The sequence below is a fragment of the Paraburkholderia sp. BR10882 genome, assembly GCF_040948855.1.
GTDB classification, from domain to species: domain Bacteria; phylum Pseudomonadota; class Gammaproteobacteria; order Burkholderiales; family Burkholderiaceae; genus Paraburkholderia; species Paraburkholderia nodosa_A.
In genome coordinates this window covers 200164-220546 of record NZ_JBFPKP010000003.1, presented here as the reverse complement: position 1 = coordinate 220546, position 20383 = coordinate 200164, and the positions used below count along the sequence as shown (strand labels likewise).

The 20383-nt window shown below is 66.1% G+C and carries 20 protein-coding genes; 9 read left to right on the top strand and 11 right to left on the bottom strand.

Translation table 11 applies throughout. From position 1 onward, the window contains the following. Positions 1 to 33 precede the first annotated feature (33 nt). A complete protein-coding gene (locus AB3X99_RS10275) occupies positions 34 to 921 on the bottom strand; it encodes an MBL fold metallo-hydrolase (protein ID WP_368616829.1) in 888 nt (295 codons plus the stop codon). Positions 922 to 1037: 116 nt separating this feature from the next. Here AB3X99_RS10275 and AB3X99_RS10270 point away from each other — a divergent pair, with 116 nt between their 5' ends. The 4 genes from AB3X99_RS10270 to AB3X99_RS10255 are packed head-to-tail and all read left to right on the top strand — an operon-like array spanning position 1038 to position 3915. Continuing rightward, the gene (locus tag AB3X99_RS10270; RefSeq protein ID WP_368616828.1) at positions 1038 to 1373 is read left to right on the top strand and encodes a metalloregulator ArsR/SmtB family transcription factor; all 336 of its coding nucleotides are present in this window, start codon (positions 1038 to 1040) and stop codon (positions 1371 to 1373) included. Next, positions 1370 to 1804 (top strand): YeeE/YedE family protein, encoded by a 435-nt coding sequence (locus AB3X99_RS10265; RefSeq protein ID WP_368616827.1) that lies wholly within the window; start codon positions 1370 to 1372, stop codon positions 1802 to 1804. The genes AB3X99_RS10270 and AB3X99_RS10265 overlap by 4 nt, the downstream gene beginning before the upstream one ends. A 1-nt stretch (position 1805) precedes the next feature. Next, the gene (locus tag AB3X99_RS10260) at positions 1806 to 2258 is read left to right on the top strand and encodes a DUF6691 family protein (protein WP_368616826.1); all 453 of its coding nucleotides are present in this window, start codon (positions 1806 to 1808) and stop codon (positions 2256 to 2258) included. A gap of 40 nt (positions 2259 to 2298) precedes the next feature. After that, positions 2299 to 3915 (top strand): TIGR01244 family sulfur transferase, encoded by a 1617-nt coding sequence (locus AB3X99_RS10255; protein ID WP_368616825.1) that lies wholly within the window; start codon positions 2299 to 2301, stop codon positions 3913 to 3915. Positions 3916 to 3939: 24 nt separating this feature from the next. On the opposite strand, the gene AB3X99_RS10250 is transcribed toward AB3X99_RS10255, so the two are convergent. Both AB3X99_RS10250 and rarD read right to left on the bottom strand, forming a co-directional pair. Beyond that, positions 3940 to 4320: a DUF5594 family protein gene (locus AB3X99_RS10250; RefSeq protein WP_069267732.1), complete on the bottom strand. Its 381-nt coding sequence runs from the start codon at positions 4318 to 4320 to the stop codon at positions 3940 to 3942. A 175-nt stretch (positions 4321 to 4495) separates the two neighbouring features. After that, positions 4496 to 5383, bottom strand: coding sequence for an EamA family transporter RarD (gene rarD / locus AB3X99_RS10245; RefSeq protein WP_342947740.1), 888 nt, complete (start codon positions 5381 to 5383; stop codon positions 4496 to 4498). A 323-nt stretch (positions 5384 to 5706) separates the two neighbouring features. On the opposite strand from rarD, the gene AB3X99_RS10240 reads away from it, so the two are divergent. Continuing rightward, entirely contained in the window at positions 5707 to 6495 is a 789-nt protein-coding gene (locus AB3X99_RS10240) for a sulfite exporter TauE/SafE family protein (protein WP_342947739.1), read from the top strand. A 40-nt stretch (positions 6496 to 6535) separates the two neighbouring features. Here AB3X99_RS10240 and AB3X99_RS10235 read toward each other — a convergent pair whose 3' ends face one another. Together AB3X99_RS10235 and AB3X99_RS10230 are read right to left on the bottom strand one after the other, a co-directional pair. Continuing rightward, complete coding sequence (locus AB3X99_RS10235) at positions 6536 to 6796, bottom strand: hypothetical protein (RefSeq protein WP_158757093.1); 261 nt, start codon at positions 6794 to 6796, stop codon at positions 6536 to 6538. Positions 6797 to 7130: 334 nt separating this feature from the next. Then, positions 7131 to 7484 (bottom strand): BON domain-containing protein, encoded by a 354-nt coding sequence (locus AB3X99_RS10230; protein WP_069267735.1) that lies wholly within the window; start codon positions 7482 to 7484, stop codon positions 7131 to 7133. A 570-nt stretch (positions 7485 to 8054) separates the two neighbouring features. Here AB3X99_RS10230 and AB3X99_RS10225 point away from each other — a divergent pair. From AB3X99_RS10225 to AB3X99_RS10215, 3 genes are all read left to right on the top strand, one after another. Beyond that, positions 8055 to 9554, top strand: coding sequence for a TAXI family TRAP transporter solute-binding subunit (locus AB3X99_RS10225; protein WP_069267736.1), 1500 nt, complete (start codon positions 8055 to 8057; stop codon positions 9552 to 9554). A 79-nt stretch (positions 9555 to 9633) separates the two neighbouring features. Beyond that, complete coding sequence (locus AB3X99_RS10220; RefSeq protein ID WP_368616824.1) at positions 9634 to 10287, top strand: 2-hydroxychromene-2-carboxylate isomerase; 654 nt, start codon at positions 9634 to 9636, stop codon at positions 10285 to 10287. Positions 10288 to 10446: 159 nt separating this feature from the next. After that, positions 10447 to 11457, top strand: a complete 1011-nt coding sequence (locus tag AB3X99_RS10215; protein WP_368616823.1) for a LysR family transcriptional regulator — start codon at positions 10447 to 10449, stop codon at positions 11455 to 11457. 87 nt (positions 11458 to 11544) lie between these two features. On the opposite strand, the gene xdhC is transcribed toward AB3X99_RS10215, so the two are convergent. The 3 genes from xdhC to xdhA are packed head-to-tail and all read right to left on the bottom strand — an operon-like array spanning position 11545 to position 16077. Then, a complete protein-coding gene (xdhC, locus tag AB3X99_RS10210; RefSeq protein WP_368616822.1) occupies positions 11545 to 12135 on the bottom strand; it encodes a xanthine dehydrogenase accessory protein XdhC in 591 nt (196 codons plus the stop codon). Continuing rightward, on the bottom strand, positions 12132 to 14498 hold the full coding sequence (xdhB, locus tag AB3X99_RS10205; protein ID WP_368616821.1) for a xanthine dehydrogenase molybdopterin binding subunit: 2367 nt from the start codon (positions 14496 to 14498) through the stop codon (positions 12132 to 12134). The genes xdhC and xdhB overlap by 4 nt, the downstream gene beginning before the upstream one ends. A gap of 40 nt (positions 14499 to 14538) precedes the next feature. Further along, positions 14539 to 16077 carry a xanthine dehydrogenase small subunit gene (gene xdhA / locus AB3X99_RS10200; RefSeq protein WP_368616820.1) on the bottom strand — a complete coding sequence of 513 codons (1539 nt, stop codon included), beginning with the start codon at positions 16075 to 16077 and terminating at the stop codon, positions 14539 to 14541. Positions 16078 to 16552: 475 nt separating this feature from the next. On the opposite strand from xdhA, the gene AB3X99_RS10195 reads away from it, so the two are divergent. After that, on the top strand, positions 16553 to 17803 hold the full coding sequence (locus AB3X99_RS10195) for an MFS transporter (protein ID WP_368616819.1): 1251 nt from the start codon (positions 16553 to 16555) through the stop codon (positions 17801 to 17803). A 458-nt stretch (positions 17804 to 18261) separates the two neighbouring features. Here the strand turns inward: AB3X99_RS10195 and AB3X99_RS10190 are convergent, their stop codons facing one another. Genes AB3X99_RS10190 through AB3X99_RS10180 form a run of 3 tightly spaced genes read right to left on the bottom strand, consistent with a single transcriptional unit; the run spans position 18262 to position 20310 of the window. Next, positions 18262 to 18876, bottom strand: a complete 615-nt coding sequence (locus tag AB3X99_RS10190) for a hypothetical protein (protein WP_368616818.1) — start codon at positions 18874 to 18876, stop codon at positions 18262 to 18264. Positions 18877 to 18924: 48 nt separating this feature from the next. Continuing rightward, on the bottom strand, positions 18925 to 19710 hold the full coding sequence (locus AB3X99_RS10185; protein ID WP_368616817.1) for a molybdopterin-dependent oxidoreductase: 786 nt from the start codon (positions 19708 to 19710) through the stop codon (positions 18925 to 18927). 6 nt (positions 19711 to 19716) lie between these two features. After that, on the bottom strand, positions 19717 to 20310 hold the full coding sequence (locus AB3X99_RS10180) for a cytochrome b/b6 domain-containing protein (protein WP_368616816.1): 594 nt from the start codon (positions 20308 to 20310) through the stop codon (positions 19717 to 19719). Between the last annotated feature and the right edge of the window lie 73 nt (positions 20311 to 20383).

Below are 20383 nucleotides of genomic sequence, written 5' to 3'. Positions count from 1 at the left end.
AGAGGCACTTAGCGGAACTCACGCCGCACATATTCAAAGTGCGTCGATCGGAATCTTCAGATAACGCACGCCGTTGGCTTCGGGCTCCGGCAGGCGACCCGCGCGGATATTCACCTGGATCGACGGCAGGATCAGATTCGGCATGGCAAGCGTGCGGTCGCGCGCGGTGCGCATCTGCACGAACGCCTCTTCGCTCACAGTCTCGTTCAGGTGGATATTGCCGCTGCGCTGCGCGCTCACCGTGGTCTCGAAACACGGCCCGCGCGAAGCCGGCGGATAGTCGTGGCACATGAAGAGGCGCGTGTCGCCCGGCAGATCGAGCAGCTTGCGCGCCGAACGGTAAAGCGTGTGCGCGTCGCCGCCCGGGAAGTCGCAGCGCGCCGAGCCCACGTCGGGCATGAAAAGCGTGTCGCCAACGAACACGGCGTTACCGATCTGATACGCGAGATCGGCAGGGGTGTGGCCGGGCATGTGTAGCGCGCGCGCCTCCAAAGCGCCGACCCGGAATGTCTCGCCGTCCTGGAACAGCACGTCGAACTGACTGCCGTCCGGGCTGAGCGTCTCGGCGAGATTGAACACCGCGCTAAATACACCCTGCACGTCGCGAATGTGCTCGCCAATGGCAATGCGCCCGCCCAGCTGCGCCTTCAGATACGGTGCCGCCGAGAGATGATCGGCATGCGCGTGCGTTTCCAGCAGCCACTCGACGCGAAGCTCGTAGTCGCGCACGAACGCGATCACGCGATCGGCCGATTCCGTGGAGGTGCGGCCCGACTTGGGGTCGTAATCGAGCACCGGGTCGACGATCGCGCAGGCGCTGCCGCGCCCGGCGTGCACGACGTAGGTGACCGTGGCCGTGACGGGGTCGAAAAAGGGCTCGACGGTGGGCTCGGGTGTGGGTAGCTGGGCTGGGTGGGACATCAACGACTCCGCAAAGATGACCCTCTATTGAAACACATATTATAAATTTATATAATGTTTTTAGACAAAGTATAATCTGGCGCATTGACTTGCTACCTCGTCCGACGGGGCGACCCATGAACTCACCACTCACTCCCGAAGCGCTCGCGGCCCTGCGCGAATCCGCCGAAAAGTGCTGCGCGCTGCTCAAGGCGCTTGCCCACGAAGACCGTCTCCTGCTGTTTTGCCAGCTCACCGAAGGCGAGCGCAACGTCGGCGAGCTCGAGGAGCTGGTGGGCGTGCATCAGCCGAGCCTTTCGCAGCACCTCGGCAAGCTGCGCGACGAAGGCCTCGTCGATACGCGCCGCGAAGGCAAATACATCTACTACCGCCTCGCGAGCCCCGAAGTCATTCAGGTCATGCAGACGCTCTCAAGCCTCTATTGCGGGCGGCTCAAGGCCCATCCGGCATGAGTCTCGACCTCGCTCACTTCACGCCCTACGCCTCGTTCGCGGGCGGCCTGATGATCGGCGCGGCGGCCGCGCTCTTCGTGCTCGTGAACGGGCGCATCGCCGGGATCAGCGGCTTGCTCGGTGGGTTGCTGCCGGGCTCGGGCGGCGAGCGCGGCGTGAGTGCCGCGTTCGTCATCGGCCTCATCGCCGCCCCGTTACTGTGGCGGCTGCGCGCGACGCTTCCGGTCACGCAGATCGATGCGTCCACGCTCACGCTCGTCGTGGCGGGCCTGCTCGTCGGCATCGGCACCCGTTACGGTTCGGGCTGCACGAGCGGCCACGGCGTGTGCGGGATCGCGCGCGGCTCGCGCCGATCGTTCGTCGCCACGGGCGCGTTCATGGCGGCGGGCTTCGCCACCGTGTTCGCCGTGCGTCACCTGATCGGAGGCTGAGATGCGAAAACTCAGCGCATTCGCGTGCGGTCTGCTGTTCGGCATCGGCTTGCTCGTCTCGGGCATGGCCAACCCGGCCAAGGTGCTCGGCTTTCTCGATCTCGCCGGAAATTGGGACCCGTCGCTTGCCTTCGTGATGGCGGGCGCCATCGCCCTCGCCGCGCCCACCTTCTGGCTCGCGCGCCGGCGTGCGTCGAGCCTCGCTGGCGCCCCGATTCAGCTGCCCACGTTGCGTCGAATTGATGGCCGGCTGGTCGGCGGCGCCTTGCTGTTCGGCGCGGGCTGGGGGCTCGCGGGCTTCTGCCCCGGCCCCGCGCTCGTCGCCGCGGGCGGCGGCCAGCCGCGCGCCTGGCTCTTCGTCGCCGCCATGCTCGCGGGCATGGCAATTTTCGCCGTGCTGGAGCAGCGCCGCCGCTCGCAAGAAGCCGCATCGATCCATACCAAACCGCAATAAAAGCAGCACTACGCCGCACCAGCCTCGGGACAAAAATTACATGCAAATCACGCAACACGACGCGCGCTTCGGGAGCGCCGACCAGATCACGCCCGACGACCTCTCCGCCATCCAGGCGGCGGGCTATCGCTCGATCATCTGCAACCGGCCCGATGGCGAGGGCGGCGACTCGCAACCCACGTCGCAGGCGCTGCGCGCCGCGGCCTCGCAGCCCGGTCTGCAGTTCGCGTATCTGCCGGTAACGCCCGGCCAGATCACCGCCGAAGACGCTGCGCGCTTCGCCCAGCTGCTGATCGACCTGCCCGGCCCCGTGCTCGCGTACTGCCGCAGCGGCAACCGCGCCACGAGTCTCTATCGGCTCGCGCAGCAAGGCGCGCCCACTCAGGCCGCGCAAGCCGCGAATGCCGCGCGCGCCGCGACGGCGGCCTGCGCGTGGGAAGGCGAAACCTGGGACGTCGTCGTGATCGGCGGCGGCACGGCGGGCATCGCCGTCACGGCGAGCCTGTTGCGCCGCGAGCCGAACCTGAAGATCGCCATCGTCGAGCCGAGCGATCACCACGACTATCAGCCCGCGTGGACGCTGGTCGGCGGCGGTGCATACGACGTGACAAAAACGCGCCGGCCCATGGCGAGCGTCATCCCCGCCGGCGTGAAGTGGTTCCGCGCGGCCGCTACGCGCGTCGAGCCGGACGCGAACGTCGTGCAGCTCGACAGCGGCGTGCGCGTGGCTTACCGCCAGCTCATCGTCGCGCCGGGACTGCGGCTCGCGTGGGAGCGCATTGCGGGCCTCACGGAAACGCTCGGCAAGAACGGCGTGACCTCGAACTATCGCTACGACCTCGCGCCCTACACCTGGCAGCTCGTACAGCAGATGAAGGGCGGCACCGCGCTCTTCAGCCAGCCCGGCATGCCGATCAAGTGTGCGGGCGCGCCGCAAAAGGCCATGTACCTCGCGTGCGACCACTGGCGACGCCAGGGTGTACTCGGCCAGGTCAACGTGGAGTTCAATCTCGCGGGCGCCGTGCTGTTCGGCGTGGCGACCTTCGTGCCGCCGCTCATGGAGTACGTGAAGCGCTACAACGCGAACCTCGCGTTCTCGTCGAATCTCGTGGCCGTGGACGGCCCGGCGCGTATCGCCACCTTCGAGGTCAAAGATGCGAACGGCAACGTCACGCGTGTGGAGAAGCGCTTCGACATGCTGCACGCCGTGCCGCCGCAGGTCGCGCCCGACTTCATCCGCGACAGCCAGCTCGCCGACGAAGCCGGCTGGTGCGAGGTTGATCACGCCACGCTCCAGCATCCGCGCTATCCGAACGTGTTCTCGCTCGGCGACGTATGCTCGGCACCGAACGCCAAGACCGGCGCGGCCGCGCGCAAGCAGGCCGTGATCGTGGCCGAGAACCTGCTTGCCGCGCGTGCGGGCGCACCGCTGGCGTATCGCTACGACGGTTACGGCTCGTGCCCGCTCACCGTGGAGAAGGGCAAGGTCGTGCTGGCCGAGTTCGGCTATGGCGGGCGTCTCTTGCCTACCTTCCCGCTCGACCCCACGCGGCCCCGCCGCCTCATGTGGCTGCTCAAGGCGAGCGTGCTGCCGAGCTTCTACTGGTGGGGCATGCTCAAGGGCCGCGAGTGGCTCACGCGGGCTGCGCGCGGCTGATGACCCTCGAGGGCCAAGGCGCCCTTAGCCCTCGAAATCGAGCCCGCCTAGCAGCACCTCGGGCTCGCCTTGCGTGCGCGAAGCAAAATCGACAGAGCGCGCCGACTCCCATGACGCAAGCTTGCGCCCGGTCGCTTCGAGGTAGTGCTCGAAGCGCGCTTCGCCGCCGGGCTCCATGAGGCGCTCGATCTCCTCGGTGTCCCAGGTCAGCGAGACGTTCAGCGGATACACATACGGATGCCGGTGCTCGTTCGCGACGCCGCGCAGGCGCACGCGCGTAGGGTGGCCGTGCCCGGCGTTGGGCACGACATCGACGTGCACCGAAGGGCCGAACTGTTTCGCCAGCTTCGCCGCAATGCGCGGTGCGAATTCTTCCTCGAACCGGCGGACGGCTTCGATACTCATGCGCGGGGCACTCCACTGAGGATTGACCAAGGGTTAAGGCACTGCCGGTCGCCGCTGACTCGCGCATCCGATTCACACAAATCCGATGCTACGACCGTGCGGCCATCGTCCTGGCATCCTACCGCGCCGCCGGCAGGTCAGCCAATGCCCGACAGGGCAGCACCACTCAGCCCCCTCACGCCGCGCGGCGCTCCCGTTCAGCCACGAGGCTACGCACGCCTTCGAGCGAATACACGCCGAGCGCAAGCCAGATCGCGCCGTAACCCACGGCGCGCACCGCGCCGAACGGCTCTCCGTAAATGAGCACGCCGGTGAGCAACTGCAGCGTGGGCGTGACGTACTGGATCAGACCGAGCATCGACAGCGGAATGCGCCGCGCGGCCGCGCCGAAGAGAAGCAGCGGGACCGCCGTGATCGGGCCGGAGGCCGCGAGCAGCAGCTGCAGCCCGCGCGAGGCATGCGTGAAGTGGCTCGCGCCGGCGAGACCCACGATCGTCAGATAAACGACCGCAACGGGAAAGAGCAGCACGGTTTCGAGCGCGAGGCCTTCGAGCGCGCCGAGCTGCGCGGTCTTGCGCAAAAGCCCGTAGCCGCCGAAGGTCACGGCGAGCGCAAGACTGATCCAGGGCGGTGCACCGTTCTGCCAGGTGAGCCACACGACGCCCGCGGTGGCCAGCGCCACAGCGGCCCATTGCAGTGGGCGCAGGCGTTCGCGCAGGAACGCATAGCCGAACAACACGTTGATGAGCGGATTGATGAAGTAGCCGAGGCTCGCCTCGACGATGTGCCCGGCATTGACGGACCAGATATAGATGCCCCAGTTGGCCGAGAGCAGCACGGCGCTCGCCACGAAGCGCCCGAGCAGGCGACGGTCGCGCAGCGTGGGCCCAAGCCATCGCCAGTGACGGCGCACGACGAGCACGGCGATCACGAACACGAGCGACCACGCCATGCGGTGCGCGAGCATTTCGAGTGCGGGGATTTGATGCAGCGTCTTGAAGTAGATGGGGAAGAGCCCCCAGAGAACGAATGCAGCGAACGCGTAGAGGATGCCGGGATTCATGTCGGGTTCTGGTTATGGTGGCACCAGTGCTGCGCGGCGCCGTTCGGCACGTGCCTGCGCGCGAAAGACGCTCACGGCACGTGAAGTTGCGAGCCGGCATCTGGCCCGCATCCTGCCAGTGGGACGGAGTCAAGGTAATTGAAAGCAAGGCGCAACGCGTCCGATTTCGCTTAACCCAGCGCCAAGCCGCCGGTTTTGCGACAATAGCGGATTTTCGCCGCCAGCCTCGGCCGTTGTCCAGCCTGACGCGCCGCTTACGGCGCGCGCTGTTCTCGACACGGCAGGCGACGGCGTAGCCCCCTGAACCGGCCTCTTCGCGCGCGATGTCCTTCCCCCATATCGATCTGCTGTATTCGCTGTCCGGCCTGTTCGTCGGATTTCTGGTCGGCCTGACCGGCGTGGGTGGCGGCTCGCTGATGACGCCGATCCTGGTCCTCGTCTTCAACGTGCACCCGGCCACGGCAGTCGGCACCGACCTGCTCTATGCGGCCGCGACGAAGTCCGCGGGCACGCTCGTGCACGGGCTCAAGGGTTCGGTGGACTGGCGGGTGACGCTGCGGCTCGCGGCCGGCAGCGTGCCCGCCGCGACGATCACGCTGATCCTGCTGCACCGCTATGGCATGGACACGCCGCGCGCGGGGCATCTGATCCAGGCCGTGCTGGGCGTGGCGCTGCTCATTACGGCCGTGGCGCTCATTTTCCGCCCGCAGCTCGCCGCGTTCGCCTCGCGCCACCGGCATGAGCCGGGCGAAGCGCGCACGCTCTTTTTCACGATCCTCACGGGCGCGGTGCTCGGCGCGCTCGTCTCGCTCACCTCGGTGGGCGCGGGCGCCATCGGCGTGACTGTACTGCTGCTGCTCTACCCGGCGCTGCCCACGGTGCGCATTGTCGGCTCCGATGTCGCTCACGCCGTGCCGCTCACGCTCCTCGCGGGCGCCGGCCACTGGCTGCTCGGTTCGATCGACTGGCACATGCTGCTTTCGCTCCTGTGCGGCTCGCTGCCCGGCATCGCGATCGGTAGCCTGCTGTCAACCAAGGCTCCCGAAAAGCTGCTGCGCGTGCTGCTCGCCGCGACGCTCACGCTCGTGGGCGTGCGGCTCGTGCTCTCCTGAATGCGGCACACGCCATGCCCGCCGCGCACCTCGCGCACGCTCAGGCGTGGGGCGCCTGGCGGAAAAATCTCCCGTTGAGATCGACCTCGAACTGGCGCAGCCACTGGCCGCGGGCGTCGATGCGGTAAGCCTGCGCCCAGGCGCCGCGCCGCACGATCAGCATGTCGCCATGGTCCGGGTCGTTGGGATCGGCTTCGCCGCGAATGTCGAACTGCATGGGCGCAAAGCCGTGCCGCGCACAGGCCAGCTCGAAGGCCGCCCGGTCGACGAGCGGCAAGTCGGTGTAGGTGTGAATGGTCATGGCGATTTCCTGCTTTCCAGCGATGAGGCCGCGCTCGACCTCGGGAAAGACGCGCGATACCCACGGTATACCCCCAACGGCGGGAAGACTGTGTGTCAAACTACACTTTGGCGGCTGCAGTGCAACATGACGCAATCGCATGCGCGGAGCGATCCGCGCAACGGGTTCACGCGCGACGCGTACAAGCCGACGGCTTCGAGCGGCAACAGCCCCAGACGCACGCCAACCGTGCACTTGCCCAACCTCCGAGCATAAAAAAAGCCCGGCCTGTCGAGGCCGGGCTTTTTGCTGCTACATGACCGCAGACGCCCCGTTTCCCGGGCGTGCGCTGCGTTTATTGCTCCACTCTGACCGTCAGCTTGTTCGAGACCGACGTCACGCCAGGCACACCCTTCGCGACTTCTCCAGCCTTGTCGATCTGGCCCTGATCCGGCACCGTGCCGGTCAGCGTGACAGCGCCACCGTGCGAGCGCACGTTGAGCTTGGAAACGTCGAGGCCTTGGGTCTTCGAGAGCGCCTTGCGCACCGTGTAGCCCAGCTTGCGGTCGGCCTTCTTGGCCGAGGTGGCCGGAGCGGCCGTGGTGGCGGCGGGAGCACTTGCCGACTCGTCCTGCGCGTACGACGCGCTGCAAGCTACCGACAGGCACAGCGCCACGCCCAGCGTCTTCAGAATAGCGACCGATTTCATATTTTCTCCTTGTGTCTTCGCGTTGTTGCGGGTTGTTGTCTGCAATAGGACCGCCTGCCTTGCCGGAGGACGGCTCGGAGGCCGCCCGTCAGCCATGGTCTGACGGCTGTTACCACTACCGATGGCCGTGCACAGCGCGCAATGCGCGTGTGCACGGCCAGGGTCTGGACGCGATGCGAGAGGCAAAAGGATGAAAGGACGTCGAATTACACCCGCCGGAACAGGTCTGCGCCCGTTTCCTGTTGTTTTGAATTGATGCTCGCGCGAGCCCGCTCGTTCAACTTCTCCACCCCTCCCGGGCTCCGGCGCGCCTTGCGAAGCGCAGCAGGCGAACCACAATTTAGCCTGGCTGTGGCGCAAGCGCAAAGAGTTTAGCTCAGGCGCATGTGGCATGCGCTTAAGCTGTTCCGCGAGGCACGCGGGCATGCCGCCGCAACGCCGAATCTCATGTACCATCGGCACCACAGAGCCCGCGCGGCGCGCGCGCCTGAGCCGACCCGGCGCCAGCGCCGGACCCGACGCGGACCCGACCCGCACTCCCCCGAACTACCCGAGGCCCGCCCCACCCCGATGAAGTCCCGCACCGGCCGCAAACCTCCTCCCCGTCTCGTTGCGCGCTTTGTGGCGATCTCGTGGCGCGACCTGGCTGTCACGTTCGGTCCCATCCTGCTCGTGAGCGCGGCGGCCATCTGGCTCGCGGTGCGTCTCATCCAGCCCGCGCCGCCCAGCACGCTGACCATGAGCGCCGGGCCCAAAGGCAGCACCTTCTGGAACGCCGCGGAAAAGTACAAGGCCATCCTCGCGCGCAACAACATCACGCTGAACGTGCTCGAATCGGAGGGCTCGGCGCAGAACCTGCAGCGTCTCGCCGACCCGAAGTCGAACGTCGACGTCGCGTTCGTGCAGGACGGTCTCGCGAGCAAGGTGCCAGGCGGCCTCGTGTCGCTCGGCAGCGTGGCTTACGTGCCGCTCGTGGTGTTCTATCACGGCCCCGTCGCCACGCGGCTCTCGCAGTTCGAAGGCCAGCGCATCGCCATCGGCGCCGAGGGCAGCGGCACGCGCGAGCTCGCGCTCACGCTGCTCAAGGCGAACGGCATCGAGCCCGGCGGCCCGACCAGGCTTTTGCCGCTTTCCGGCGACGACGCCGCGCGCGAACTCGTGGCCGGCAAGATCGACGTCGCGATTCTCGCGGGCGACTCCGCGCAGCCGCCCGTCATGGGCCGCCTCATGCGCATGCCGGGCGTGCGCTTCTTCGACTTCGTCCAGGCCGACGCCTACGCGCGGCGCTTTCCGTTCCTCACGGCCATCACGATCCCGATGGGCGCGTTCGACTTCGGCCGCAACCTGCCGGCAGCGCCCCTGCATTTCATCGCGCCGACGGCAGAACTGGTCGCGCGCGACTCACTGCATCCCGCGCTCTCCGACCTCCTGATCGAAGCGGCCAAGGAGGTGCATGGCCGCTCCACGTTGCTGCAACGCGCCGGCGAATTCCCCGCGCCGCGCGCCCAGGACTTCCCGATCAGCGCCGACGCCGCGCGCTACTACAAGTCGGGCAAGAGCTTCCTCTACCGCGTGCTGCCCTTCTGGGTGGCGAGCCTCGCCGACCGGCTCGTCGTGCTGCTCGTGCCGATCATCGTCGTGCTGATTCCGGGCCTGCGGATCGTGCCTTCGCTCTACGCCTGGCGGGTAAAATCGCGCATCTACCGCTGGTACGGCTCGCTCATCGCACTCGAGCGCGCCGCGATGGCCGACAACTCGCCCACCGAGCGCCGGGCGCTGATCCGCCAGCTCGACAAGATCGAGGAATCGGTGAACGGCATGAAAATGCCGCTCGCCTACGCGGAGCAGTTCTACGTGCTGCGCGAGCATATCGGCTTCGTGCGCGCGCGGCTGTCCGGCACGCGCGAAGCGCCGGACGCAGGCGTTGGGGCAGAAGAAGAGCAGACAGCGGAAAGCGCAGAAGAGGCAGAGGCGCCGGAAGGCGGCAGCAACGACGCAGGCACAGCGGGTACAGAGGCGAGCCATGCAAACGAAAGCGGCGGCAATGAAACAGGCGAGCGCACGCATTAGCGCCGCTGCACGCATTTTGAACCGAACAATGGGCCATGCAAGCAATGGCCCGGATATCGCCCTGGAGAGGAGGAACAGCATGATCGACGGCATCGACGCCAGCCAGCCGGCCTGGTTCTACGACTTCGTGTCGCCGTTTTCGTATCTGTTGCTGGAGCAGCAAAACAAGTGGCCCGGCTTCGATTTCGTGCCGACGCCGGTGCTGCTTTCCGAGCTATACCGCCACTGGGGCCAGCCGTTCGGCTCCGCGGTCCCGGCCAAGCGCGTGTTCACGTACCGGCACGCGCTCTTTCGCGCTGAGCAACTCGGCATTCCTTTCAAGATGCCGCCCGCTCATCCGTTCGACTCGGTCAGGCCGATGCTGCTCGCCATTGCGGCGGGCGGCGAGTTCGCGTGCGTGCGCGAGATTTTCCGCTTCATCTGGCGCGAGGGGCGCGACCCGTCGAGCGACGAGGGCTTCGAGCAGCTTTGCGAGCGCGTGGGCATTCCGCACGGCGAGTCGCTGATCGAGGAAGAAGTCGTGCGCGCGCAGTTGCGCCGCAACACCAACGACGCGATCGCGATGGGCGTATTCGGCGTGCCGACGTTCTGGATGAACAAGCAGCTCTTCTGGGGCGAGGACGCCTTGCCGATGGTGCTCTACTGCGCACGCAGCCCGAACTGGCTCGACTCGCGCGAGGTCAAGCGCATCAGCTCGCTGCCTTCGGGGCTCGCGAAACCGGTTACCGAGTGACAGGCTGCGCGCCGCGGAACCATCCAACGCGTGCCCTTCTGATGCCGGTCATGCCGCGCACCCTATGGCGGTGGCGCGCGAGCAGGCATATGGTTATGGCTGAATCCGTGCGCGCAACGCTATGCGTCGTCGCGCACGCGCCCTTGCCCGCCACACCCCATGGACGACGATAACGCCCTCACCCTCGACATCTGGCTGGTGCGCGTGCTGCGCACCCTGCTGGTCGAGCGCAGCGTCACACAGGCCGCGCTGCGCCTGAACCAGACCCAGCCCGCCATCAGCACCGCACTGCGTCGGCTGCGCGAGATCCTGGGCGATCCGATCCTCGTGCGCGGCAAGGCCGGCATGGTGCCGACCGAGTACGGCGAGTCGCTGCTGCAGCACGCGCAGCGCATACTGCGCGACGTGGAGTTCGTGGCCACGCCGCACGGCGACTTCGACCCGGAACGCTCGAAGCGCACGTTCCGCCTCGCCGCCCCCGACTACCTCAACGACTTCTTCATGCCGACGCTGATCGCGCGCTTTCGCGAGACGGCGCCGGCGGCGCGGCTGGAGATCCTCTCACTCTCGCCCACGCTCGATCATCACGGCGCGCTGGACGCGGGCGAACTCGACATCGTGATCGGCAACTGGCCGAAGCCCGAGGCGCGTTTCGCGCGCAGCGACCTCTTCTCCGACAAGGTCGTCTGCATGATGCGCGCGGACCATCCGCTCGCGCGCCGCGAACTCACGCGCGAGGCGTATCTCGCAGCTCCCCATCTCGCACCCACGCCCTATACGGGCTCCCATGCGAGCGCGATCGATCTGGGGTTTGCGAAGGCGAAAGCCGAGCGCCGCATCGTCGCGACGCTGCCCTACTTCGGACTCGTGCCGCAGGTCTTGCTGCAATCGGATCTGATCTTCACGACGACGCGGCGCTTCGCGCAGCACTATGCGAAGCTGATGCCCATCGCCGTCGTCGAGACGCCGTTCGCGTTTCCGCGCATTCACTGCTATCAGATGTGGCATCCGCAGCCGGACAGGCCGAGCGATGTGGGATGGCTGCGCGGATTGATCGAAGAGGTGTCGGGATCGTTGACCGCCGAGCGCGGGACGAAGCGTGCCGCGACGAAGAAGGCCGCGAGCGCGAAGAGCGAAGCGACGCCCACGCCGCCGCTCGAAGCTGCCTGAAATAACGCAAAGCGATAACGCAAAGCGAACGCAAACGGGCGCCCTCATCATCGAGGCGCGCCCGTTTCGCTTGTATGGCGCGTGGAATCAGGCGCGCTCGAGCGCGACCGTTCTCACCACCGCCGGGCGCTGCGCCACCCGCATCTGCATGAGTTGCGCGGCGACCGCCACCGCAAGCGACGCAGGCGACTTGTCGACGATCCCCGTCACGCCGATCGGGCACGTCATCTCGTCCATGCGCTCGGCTTCCACGCCGCGCTCCATGAGCCGCCGCTCGAACTTCACGCGCTTCGTTTTCGAGCCGATGAGGCCAAACCACGCGAAATCGCGCCGCCGCATGATGCGCTCGCTCAACTCGAAGTCGAGCGCGTGATTGTGCGTCATCACGAGGAAGTACGCGCCCGCCGGCGCTTCGTCGACGATGGCCGCCGGCGTGTCCGTCGCTTCGATCTGCACATTGGCGGGCACCTCGTCGGGGAACAGCTCGTCGCGCTCGTCCACCCACTGCACCACGCACGGCAGCATACCGAGCAGCGTGACGAGCGCATGGCCCACGTGGCCCGCGCCGAACAGCACGATGTGCATCGGCCCGTAGTGCGGCACCGGCGTGCTGCGGCGGCCAATGATCACGCGCCCGGCTTCGTCGACGCGCACGCAATGCTGAGGATGACGATTCATTTTGCAGCCCCCTCGCGCGCCATCGCCCGCACCGCGCGCACGCCCTTCAGGATTTCCTCGGCGGTGGCCGGCGCATTCATAGGCGGATTGAAGCGGTAATCGGCCACGCTCGCCACGGCGTCACGAATCGCGAAGAACACCGAGAACGGCAGCAACAGCGGCGGCTCGCCCACGGCCTTCGAGCGGTGGATGCTGTCTTCCGCGTTGCGGTTTTTGAAGAGCCGCACGTTGAATTCCGCTGGCGTGTCGTTTACGGTCGGGATCTTGTAGGTGGACGGCGCGTGCGTCATGAGCTTGCCGTCCGGCTTCCACCACAGTTCTTCCGTGGTGAGCCAGCCCATGCCCTGAATGAAACCGCCTTCCACCTGGCCCACGTCGAGCGCCGGATTCAGCGACGCGCCCACGTCGTGCAGCGCATCGGCGCGCAGCACGCGCATTTCGCCCGTGAGCGTGTCGATCACGACTTCCGACACCGCCGCGCCATACGAGTAGTAGTAGAACGGCCGCCCGCGCAGCGTGGCCTGATCCCAGTACAGCTTGGGCGTGGTGTAGAAACCATCGGACCAGAGCTGGACGCGCGCGAGGTAGGCCTTCGACACCAACGTCTCGAACGGCACGACCGTCTCGCCCACGATCACGGAGTCGTTGGCGAAGCCCACGTCCGCGGCGCTGATTTCGCCCTTGCCGTAGGTCGTCGCCGCCAGCGCGGCGAGCCGCTCGCGCAGCTGGCGCGCGGCGTCCTGCGCCGCCTTGCCGTTCAGGTCGGTGCCGGTCGATGCCGCCGTGGCGGACGTGTTCGCGACCTTGCTCGTGTCTGTGGCGGTCACGCGCACACGGCCGAACTCGATGCCCAGTTCGTGCGCCACCACCTGCGCGACCTTCGTGTTCAGGCCCTGGCCCATTTCGGTGCCGCCGTGGTTCACGAGCACCGAGCCGTCGGTATAGATGTGAACGAGCGCGCCCGCCTGGTTGAAATGCGTGACGTTGAACGCAATGCCGAACTTGACCGGCGTGAGCGCAATGCCCTTCTTGAGCACATCGTTGTTCGCGTTGAATTCGCGAATCGCGGCGCGGCGCGCGCGATAGCCGCTCGTTTCCACCAGCTCGTCGATCAGCTCGTGAATGACGTTGTCCTCGACGACCTGGCCATAGGGCGTTTCGTTGTTCTGCGTCTTGCCGTAGAGATTGCGGCGGCGCACGTCGAGCGAATCGAGACCGAGCGTGCGCGCCACATCGTCCATGATGTACTCGATCGCGAACGCGCCCTGCGGGCCGCCGAAGCCGCGAAACGCCGTGTTCGACTGCGTGTTGGTCTTGCCGCAGAAACCGGCGATCGACACGTCGGGCAGCCAGTAGGCGTTGTCGAAGTGGCAAACGGCGCGCGTCATCACCGGGCCGGACAGGTCCGCGGAAAAGCCGCAGCGCGAGGTCATGTCGACCGACACGCCTTCGATCGTGCCCTGGTCGTCGTAGCCCACTTCATAGGTGTAGTGGAAATCGTGTCGCTTGCCCGTGACCATCATGTCGTCGTCGCGGTCGGGGCGCAGCTTCACGGGGCACAGGAGCTTCCAGGCGGCGAGCGCCGCGCAGCAGGCAAAGAGGCCCGACTGCGATTCCTTGCCGCCGAAGCCGCCGCCCATACGTCGGCATTCCACGAGCACGTTGTGCGAGGCGACGCCCAGCACATGCGCGACGAGGTGCTGCATCTCGCTCGGGTGCTGCGTGGAGCACCACACGTGCATGCCGTCGTCGTCCTTAGGCATCGCGTAGGCAATCTGGCCTTCGAGGTAGAACTGCTCCTGGCCGCCCAGCAGCATCTCGCCTTCATGCCGATGCGCGGCGCGTGCCGCGCGCGTGGACGCCTCGCCGCGCGCAAGCTTCATCGGCGGCAGCACCGACTGCTGCGCGGCGCGCGCCTGTTGCGCCGTGAGCACGGCGGGCAGCTCTTCGTACTGCACCTCGGCGCGGCGGGCGGCGAGGCGCGCCGTGTCGTGCGACGCCGCCACCACGATGAACATGGGCTGGCCCACGTACTGCACGACGCCGTCGGCGAGCACCGGATCGTCGTGGATGATCGGGCCGCAGTCGTTCACGCCGGGAATGTCCTCGGCGGTGAGCACCGCCACGACGCCCGGCGTCGCGCGCACCTTCGCGAGGTTCATCGACACGATGCGGGCGTGCGGCTTCTGCGAAAGCCCGAGTGCGGCGTGCAGCGTGCCGGCCACGACCGGAATGTCGTCGGTATAGGTGGCGCGGCCGCTCACGTGCAGATGCGCGGATTCGTGCGGGCGCGAGACGTGCACTTGCGCGAAAGGCTCGCGTGCCCTGAGTTCGTCCAGGAACGGTTCGGCTTGCTGGTTCATTGTTTCGTTCTCCGTATGTCTTTTCCGATTCCCGAATGTCTCAAGCGGTTTCTGCGGCGACGTTGCGCACATTGAGCGCTTGCGGCGCGAGCGGGTTATGCGGACGCGTTTCGAGCCAGAAACGGTACAGCGTGTTCTTCGCGGCTTCGAGGCGGTAGTCGCTCGTCGCGCGCATGTCGGATAACGGCGCGTAGTCCTTGCCGAGCGCGATCATCGCGGCCTGGGCGGTGGCTTCGTGCCACTGCGCATCGGCCAGCACGCCTTCCGCGTGAGTCGCGCGCTTTGGCGTCGCGGCCATGCCGCCGAACGCAATGCGCGGCTCGCGGATCACGTCGCCATCGGCGATATAGGCGTAGGCGGCGCACACGGCCGAGATGTCCGAGTCGAAGCGCTTCGAGACCTTGTAGGTGCGAAATCGCAGGTTCGCGCGCGCGCCGGTGCGCGTGGGCACCTTGAGCGCGAGCACGAACTCGTGCTCGGCCATGTCCTTCTTCTGATAGGCGAGGTAGAGGTCTTCGAGCGGCATTTCGCGCTCGATCTCGCCCCCGCGCAGCACCACGCGCGCGCCGAGCGCGATGAGCCCGGGCATCGAGTCGCCGATGGGCGAGCCGTTCGCGACGTTGCCGCCGATCGTGCCCGCGTTGCGGATGGGCAGCGAAGCGAAGCGCAGCCACATCTCTTCGAGTTCCGGGTAATGCTTCGCGAGTGCCGCATAGCCGCGCTCGACGGTTACGCCCGCGCCGATCTCGATCCAGTCGTCGCTCACGTCGATGCGGCGCATCGCGTCGACCTGGCCCACGTAGACGACGTCGCCAAGTTCGCGCATCTGCTTCGTGACCCACAGGCCGATGTCGGTGCTGCCCGCGAGAATGCGCGTGTTGGGGCGCGCGGCCTTGATGGCGGCGAGCGCATCGACGCTGCGCGGCGCGTCGTACTGCTGGCCGCGGCTCTCGTAGTGGAAGGTGTCCGTGCGTTCGAGCGTGGCGAGGGTCTGGGCGAGCGCCTTCACGTCGATGGGCTGCTTCGGCGCATCGGCCTTGAACATCTGCTCGGCGGCGTCGAGGATCGGCCGGTAGCCCGTGCAGCGGCACAGGTTGCCCGTGAGCGCATTGGCGATCTCGTCGCGCGAAGGCACGCTGCACGCGCCCTTCGTGGCACAGGCGTGGTTGGGCTGGCCCGCGTGCTCGTGGCCATGCTTCTCGTAGAGCGCCCACATCGACATCACGAAGCCCGGCGTGCAAAAACCGCACTGCGAGCCGTGGCAGTCGACCATGGCCTGCTGCACGGGGTGCAGCGAGCCGTCGGGCTGGCGCAGGTCTTCGACGGTGAAGAGCGCGCGGCCGTCGAGCGTCGGCAGGAACTGGATGCAGGCGTTGACGGCCTTGAAGCTCACGCCGCCCGCCTCGTTGCGCTCGCCCACCACGACCGTGCAGGCGCCACAGTCGCCTTCGGCGCAGCCTTCCTTGGTGCCGGTGCAGCGCGCGTCTTCGCGCAGGTACTGGAGAACGGTGCGGGTGACGCCCGCGTCGCTGACTTCGCGAATCGCGTTGCGGTGGTAAAAGCGGATGGGCTGGCTCATGGTTTCTGGCTCGTCGTTGGATGCGGCTCGCAAAAGGCGTATGCCGCTCGAGTGGACGGTTCGAAAACTATCACTGCCAATATTGGCAACCCATAGCTACAGGAGCATGGGGGATATATCGTTGAGTCGATAAATCGGTGTGCTGCAGTGAGGCTGTGCTTATGTTGAAGCGTCTCGATTGCGCGATTTCAGGGCCAATTTGCGAATATCGGACATATTCGACTGACTATTAACCCGTTCAGATGCTGGAATCTCCGCCCGCACGGCCGGGCCAAGGCGCCGCCGCAACGCGAATTGCCGCCAACGTCGCGCAAAATCGCGGGATCTTCGCAGCTGGCTTCCCGGTTGCAAAAGGCCGTCATCAGCGCAGAAAACGCGTGTTCTGCCAGCCGGAACAGCTTTTCAGTTTCTGCATAAAAACCGGTTCCATGGGAGAATCACGCCTTTCCCGCCGTTTTCCATCCGCATTTTCCCCATGTCCGCTGATTTGGCGCCCCCGCGCAAAGCCGCGTCGACGACCCTGCAGATCATTCCGGTCGTCTTTTTCACCTTCCTCTGCTACCTGACGATCGGCATTCCGCTCGCCGTGCTGCCGGGCTACGTGCACAACGACCTCGGCTTCAGCACCGTGGTGGCGGGCGCCGCCATCAGCGTGCAGTACATCGCCACGCTCTGCTCACGCGCGCTCGCGGGCCGCTCGGCGGATACGCTCGGCCCCAAGAAAACCGTGACGATCGGCCTGACGATCTGCGGCTCGAGCGGCGTGCTGCTGCTGCTCGGCACGCTCGTCGATCACTGGCCCGGCCTCTCGCTCGCGCTGCTGGTGGTGAGCCGCCTGTTGCTCGGCTGCGGCGAAAGCCTGTGCGGCACCGGCGCGATCCTCTGGGGCATCGGCCGCGTGGGCACCGCGCACAACGCGAAGGTGATCTCGTGGAACGGCATCGCCACCTATGGCGCACTCGCGATCGGCGCGCCGCTGGGCGTCGTGATGGCGCACGCCCTCGGCTACTGGATGCTCGGCATTTCGGTCATCGCAATGGCCGCGCTCGGCTTCTGGCTCGCGCGGCCCATCGCGCCGGTGCCCATCGTGCACGGCGAGCGCATGTCGTACCGCAGCGTGTTCACGCGCGTGCTGCCGCACGGCATCGGCCTCGCGCTCGGCTCGGCGGGCTTCGGCTCCATCGCGACCTTCATCACGCTGTTCTACGCCGCGCGCCACTGGCCCAACGCCGCGTTCACGCTCACGGTGTTCGGTCTGATGTTCATCGGCGCGCGTCTGTTGTTCGCCAATACCATCAAGCGCTTCGGCGGCTTCCGCGTCGCCATCGTCTCGTTCTCGTGCGAATGCGCGGGCCTCTTGCTGTTGTGGCTCGCGCCCACGCCGCAAGTCGCGCTCGCGGGCGCGGCGCTCACCGGCTTCGGCTTCGCACTCGTGTTCCCGGCGCTCGGCGTCGAGGCGGTCGGGCTCGTGCCGCCCGCCAGCCGCGGCGCGGCGCTCTCGGCCTACTCCGTGTTCCTCGATCTCTCGCTGGGCATTACGGGCCCGCTCGCAGGCTACGTGGCGAATCTGTTCGGCTATGGGTCGGTGTTTCTTTTCGCCGCGATCGCCGCAGCGTCCGCCGTGGCGCTTTCGGTTTCGCTTCATCGCAAGAGCGTGCGCGCGCACGCGGGACAAGATACGCAAAGCACGAGCAACGCAAACCCCGCCGCGGGGAATAAGTCGTAGGCGCGCGGCGTTAGTTACTATGTCGATGCCAGCGTTCGCGACAAGCCGCGCGACGCGTCCGCAATGCACCCGCAGGTCGGCGTCGTTGGCAATAGCGCGGCTAATGCCTCGCCGGATGGCCCTGCGCGGGACTTCCTGCGAGCTTACCCAGGAGGAAATCATCATGAAGCGATTCAGGATGGTTCTTGCGTGTCTCGTCTGCCTCGGCATGGCCGCGGTTTCCGGGTCCGTTGCCGCGAGTGGCGATATGAATCAAGGCGGTAACGGCGCGTCGAGCAGTTCAACCAACTCTTCAGGCGGTGGCTATTGAGCACCGCAAGCCGCATTGCGCGGTACGTCGCCGGGCGCAAACTTCCTGGCCCACAAGGCACGCCGGACTGAAAAGTCGTTCGCGTTACGGTCCGGCGCGCGGAGTGTGTGGTTGCCCAGGAACTTCCGGGAAACCCGAACGCGTTCGCTTACATCGGCGGGACGACGCCGTTCTTTTCGACCACCACGCGCTGCGCGGCATACGCACCCTGTGACGCGGATTTCGCGACCACGAACACTTGCTTGCCTGGCGCCAGATCGGAGCGCGCAGCCGGCACGAAGGTGACGATCGGTACATTGGGCGGTACCGTGACCTCATTGCTGCCGCCTTTGTACGACAGCTTCAGATTGCGGCCGTCCGTGCCCTGCACGACAGTATCGACATTCGCGTTGGTCATCGTGCTGTTCGGGCCGAGGTCCCACGCGTAGTGTCCCTCGCCCGTGCCGCGCGCGGCTTCCGGGAAGACCACGACTTCGGTCGCCGTCAGCCTGCCATCAGTACCGGTCGTCGCGGCCGTGCCGACGAACGTACCCGGCTTGATGTCGGATAGCTGCATCGCCTTGACAGACGAAACGGGAACGTTGGGCGCAAGATCGATCGACACCGTATCGCCACTGCGTCGATGGACCTTGAGAACATCGCCGTCGAGAGAAACGATACTGCCGCGAATACGCACGGGCTTCGCGTCAGGCGTTTGCGCCAGCGCGCTGCCGGCAAGCGCCGTTGCGGCAAGGGTCGCTGCAACTTTGAGTCGAATGGTCATGAATGCTCCATGTAGCGGATATGCGTTGAGGAAAGAGTCGATTGCACTTCAGGAACCGCCGAACCAGTTGTAGCCCTGGTTCTCCCAGTAACCGCCGGGATACTCGTTCGTCACCGTGATGGCGACGATATGCTTTGGATTCTTGTAGCCGAGTTTGGTCGGCATGCGCAGCTTCATCGGAAAGCCGTATTTCGGCGGCAGCACGTCCCCGTCATAGGTCAGCGTAAGCAACGTTTGCGCGTGCAACGCTGTTGGCATATCAATGCTGGTCCAATAGTTGTCGGCACAATGCAGCGCGACGTACTTCGCTGTCGTGTCGGCCCCGGCACGGCGGAGAAAATCGGAGAAACGCACACCGCCCCAGTGCCCAATGGCGCTCCAGCCCTCGATGCAGATGTGGCGCGTGATCTGGCTTTCCTGTGGCAGCGCTCGCAGTTCGTCGAGGGTCCATATGCGTTTGCCGTTCGCACGCCCTCCCACTTGCAGCCGATAGGTCGCGGAATCGACTTCCGGTACGTCGTCGATGTCATAGAACGCGTTGAAAGGGAAAGGCCGCGTGATCATCGACTCCGGATACGTCGGCGCCATCTTGTTCGGATCGAACAGCAGCGCCTGCACGCGATCATTGAAGAATGACATCTTGCGCAGCATGGTATTGACCGACTTGTCGTTCGAGAGATCGCAGCCCGAGAGCATCGCAATGCCGCCGAGCGTGAGCATGTGTCTGCCGAGCAACCTGCGAGCGGGACTCTTCAATTCGCTGCGAGCGTCCTTGATGATCGAATCCGCGTTTGAAACGAGAAACGCATTGAGTGGTTTTTTGCGAGAGGGCATGTTTGATCACCGTCCGCGAACCATCAGGCGCAGCGAGCGCGGCACAAGCGTGACCATGACGACGTGCACCACGAAAAACGCTACGAGAACGCTCATGGCAAAGAAGTGGACGACCCGTGCGTTGTCGTACCCACCCATGAGCGTTCGCAGCAGGGGAAGCTGAACCGATTTCCAGACCGCGAGGCCCGAAAGGATCACGACTGCGATGTCGACGATAACCACGACATACGCCAGTTTCTGAACGGCGTTGTAGCGCGCCAGATCTTCGTGTGCCAGCTTGCCGCGCAGCGCGGCGACAAGGTCCCGACGTAGCGTACTCAATCGGATCGGGAGAAGCTTTCTCCACAAGCGCCTTGAAAGGAGATTGAGGCACACGTAGACGAGGTAATTCGCGACCAGCACCCACATGATCGCGAAATGCCACTGCAATGCGCCGCCCAGCCAGCCGCCCAAGGTCATGGTCGCGGGAAATTTCAGGCCAGCAAAGATAGGCGAGGCATCGTAAATCTGCCAGCCGCTGGTCACCATCAGCACGACCGCGACGGCGTTGATCCAGTGTGTCGCGCGGACCCAGAGAGGCTGAATGATCGTTCGGCTCATGTGCAGGTTTCGTGGAAGTTGTTCGTCTGCGATCGGATCTGGCCCGATCGTTCCGTGGTCGGCTCCTTGTTGG

Bases quoted from the DNA above. Each gene is read 5' to 3' on its own strand.
- AB3X99_RS10275 (WP_368616829.1), bottom strand. From the start codon at position 921: ATGTCCCACCCAGCCCAGCTACCCACACCCGAGCCCACCGTCGAGCCC.
- AB3X99_RS10270 (WP_368616828.1), top strand. From the start codon at position 1,038: ATGAACTCACCACTCACTCCCGAAGCGCTCGCGGCCCTGCGCGAATCC.
- AB3X99_RS10265 (WP_368616827.1), top strand. From the start codon at position 1,370: ATGAGTCTCGACCTCGCTCACTTCACGCCCTACGCCTCGTTCGCGGGC.
- AB3X99_RS10260 (WP_368616826.1), top strand. From the start codon at position 1,806: ATGCGAAAACTCAGCGCATTCGCGTGCGGTCTGCTGTTCGGCATCGGC.
- AB3X99_RS10255 (WP_368616825.1), top strand. From the start codon at position 2,299: ATGCAAATCACGCAACACGACGCGCGCTTCGGGAGCGCCGACCAGATC.
- AB3X99_RS10250 (WP_069267732.1), bottom strand. From the start codon at position 4,320: ATGAGTATCGAAGCCGTCCGCCGGTTCGAGGAAGAATTCGCACCGCGC.
- rarD (WP_342947740.1), bottom strand. From the start codon at position 5,383: ATGAATCCCGGCATCCTCTACGCGTTCGCTGCATTCGTTCTCTGGGGG.
- AB3X99_RS10240 (WP_342947739.1), top strand. From the start codon at position 5,707: ATGTCCTTCCCCCATATCGATCTGCTGTATTCGCTGTCCGGCCTGTTC.
- AB3X99_RS10235 (WP_158757093.1), bottom strand. From the start codon at position 6,796: ATGACCATTCACACCTACACCGACTTGCCGCTCGTCGACCGGGCGGCC.
- AB3X99_RS10230 (WP_069267735.1), bottom strand. From the start codon at position 7,484: ATGAAATCGGTCGCTATTCTGAAGACGCTGGGCGTGGCGCTGTGCCTG.
- AB3X99_RS10225 (WP_069267736.1), top strand. From the start codon at position 8,055: ATGAAGTCCCGCACCGGCCGCAAACCTCCTCCCCGTCTCGTTGCGCGC.
- AB3X99_RS10220 (WP_368616824.1), top strand. From the start codon at position 9,634: ATGATCGACGGCATCGACGCCAGCCAGCCGGCCTGGTTCTACGACTTC.
- AB3X99_RS10215 (WP_368616823.1), top strand. From the start codon at position 10,447: ATGGACGACGATAACGCCCTCACCCTCGACATCTGGCTGGTGCGCGTG.
- xdhC (WP_368616822.1), bottom strand. From the start codon at position 12,135: ATGAATCGTCATCCTCAGCATTGCGTGCGCGTCGACGAAGCCGGGCGC.
- xdhB (WP_368616821.1), bottom strand. From the start codon at position 14,498: ATGAACCAGCAAGCCGAACCGTTCCTGGACGAACTCAGGGCACGCGAG.
- xdhA (WP_368616820.1), bottom strand. From the start codon at position 16,077: ATGAGCCAGCCCATCCGCTTTTACCACCGCAACGCGATTCGCGAAGTC.
- AB3X99_RS10195 (WP_368616819.1), top strand. From the start codon at position 16,553: ATGTCCGCTGATTTGGCGCCCCCGCGCAAAGCCGCGTCGACGACCCTG.
- AB3X99_RS10190 (WP_368616818.1), bottom strand. From the start codon at position 18,876: ATGACCATTCGACTCAAAGTTGCAGCGACCCTTGCCGCAACGGCGCTT.
- AB3X99_RS10185 (WP_368616817.1), bottom strand. From the start codon at position 19,710: ATGCCCTCTCGCAAAAAACCACTCAATGCGTTTCTCGTTTCAAACGCG.
- AB3X99_RS10180 (WP_368616816.1), bottom strand. From the start codon at position 20,310: ATGAGCCGAACGATCATTCAGCCTCTCTGGGTCCGCGCGACACACTGG.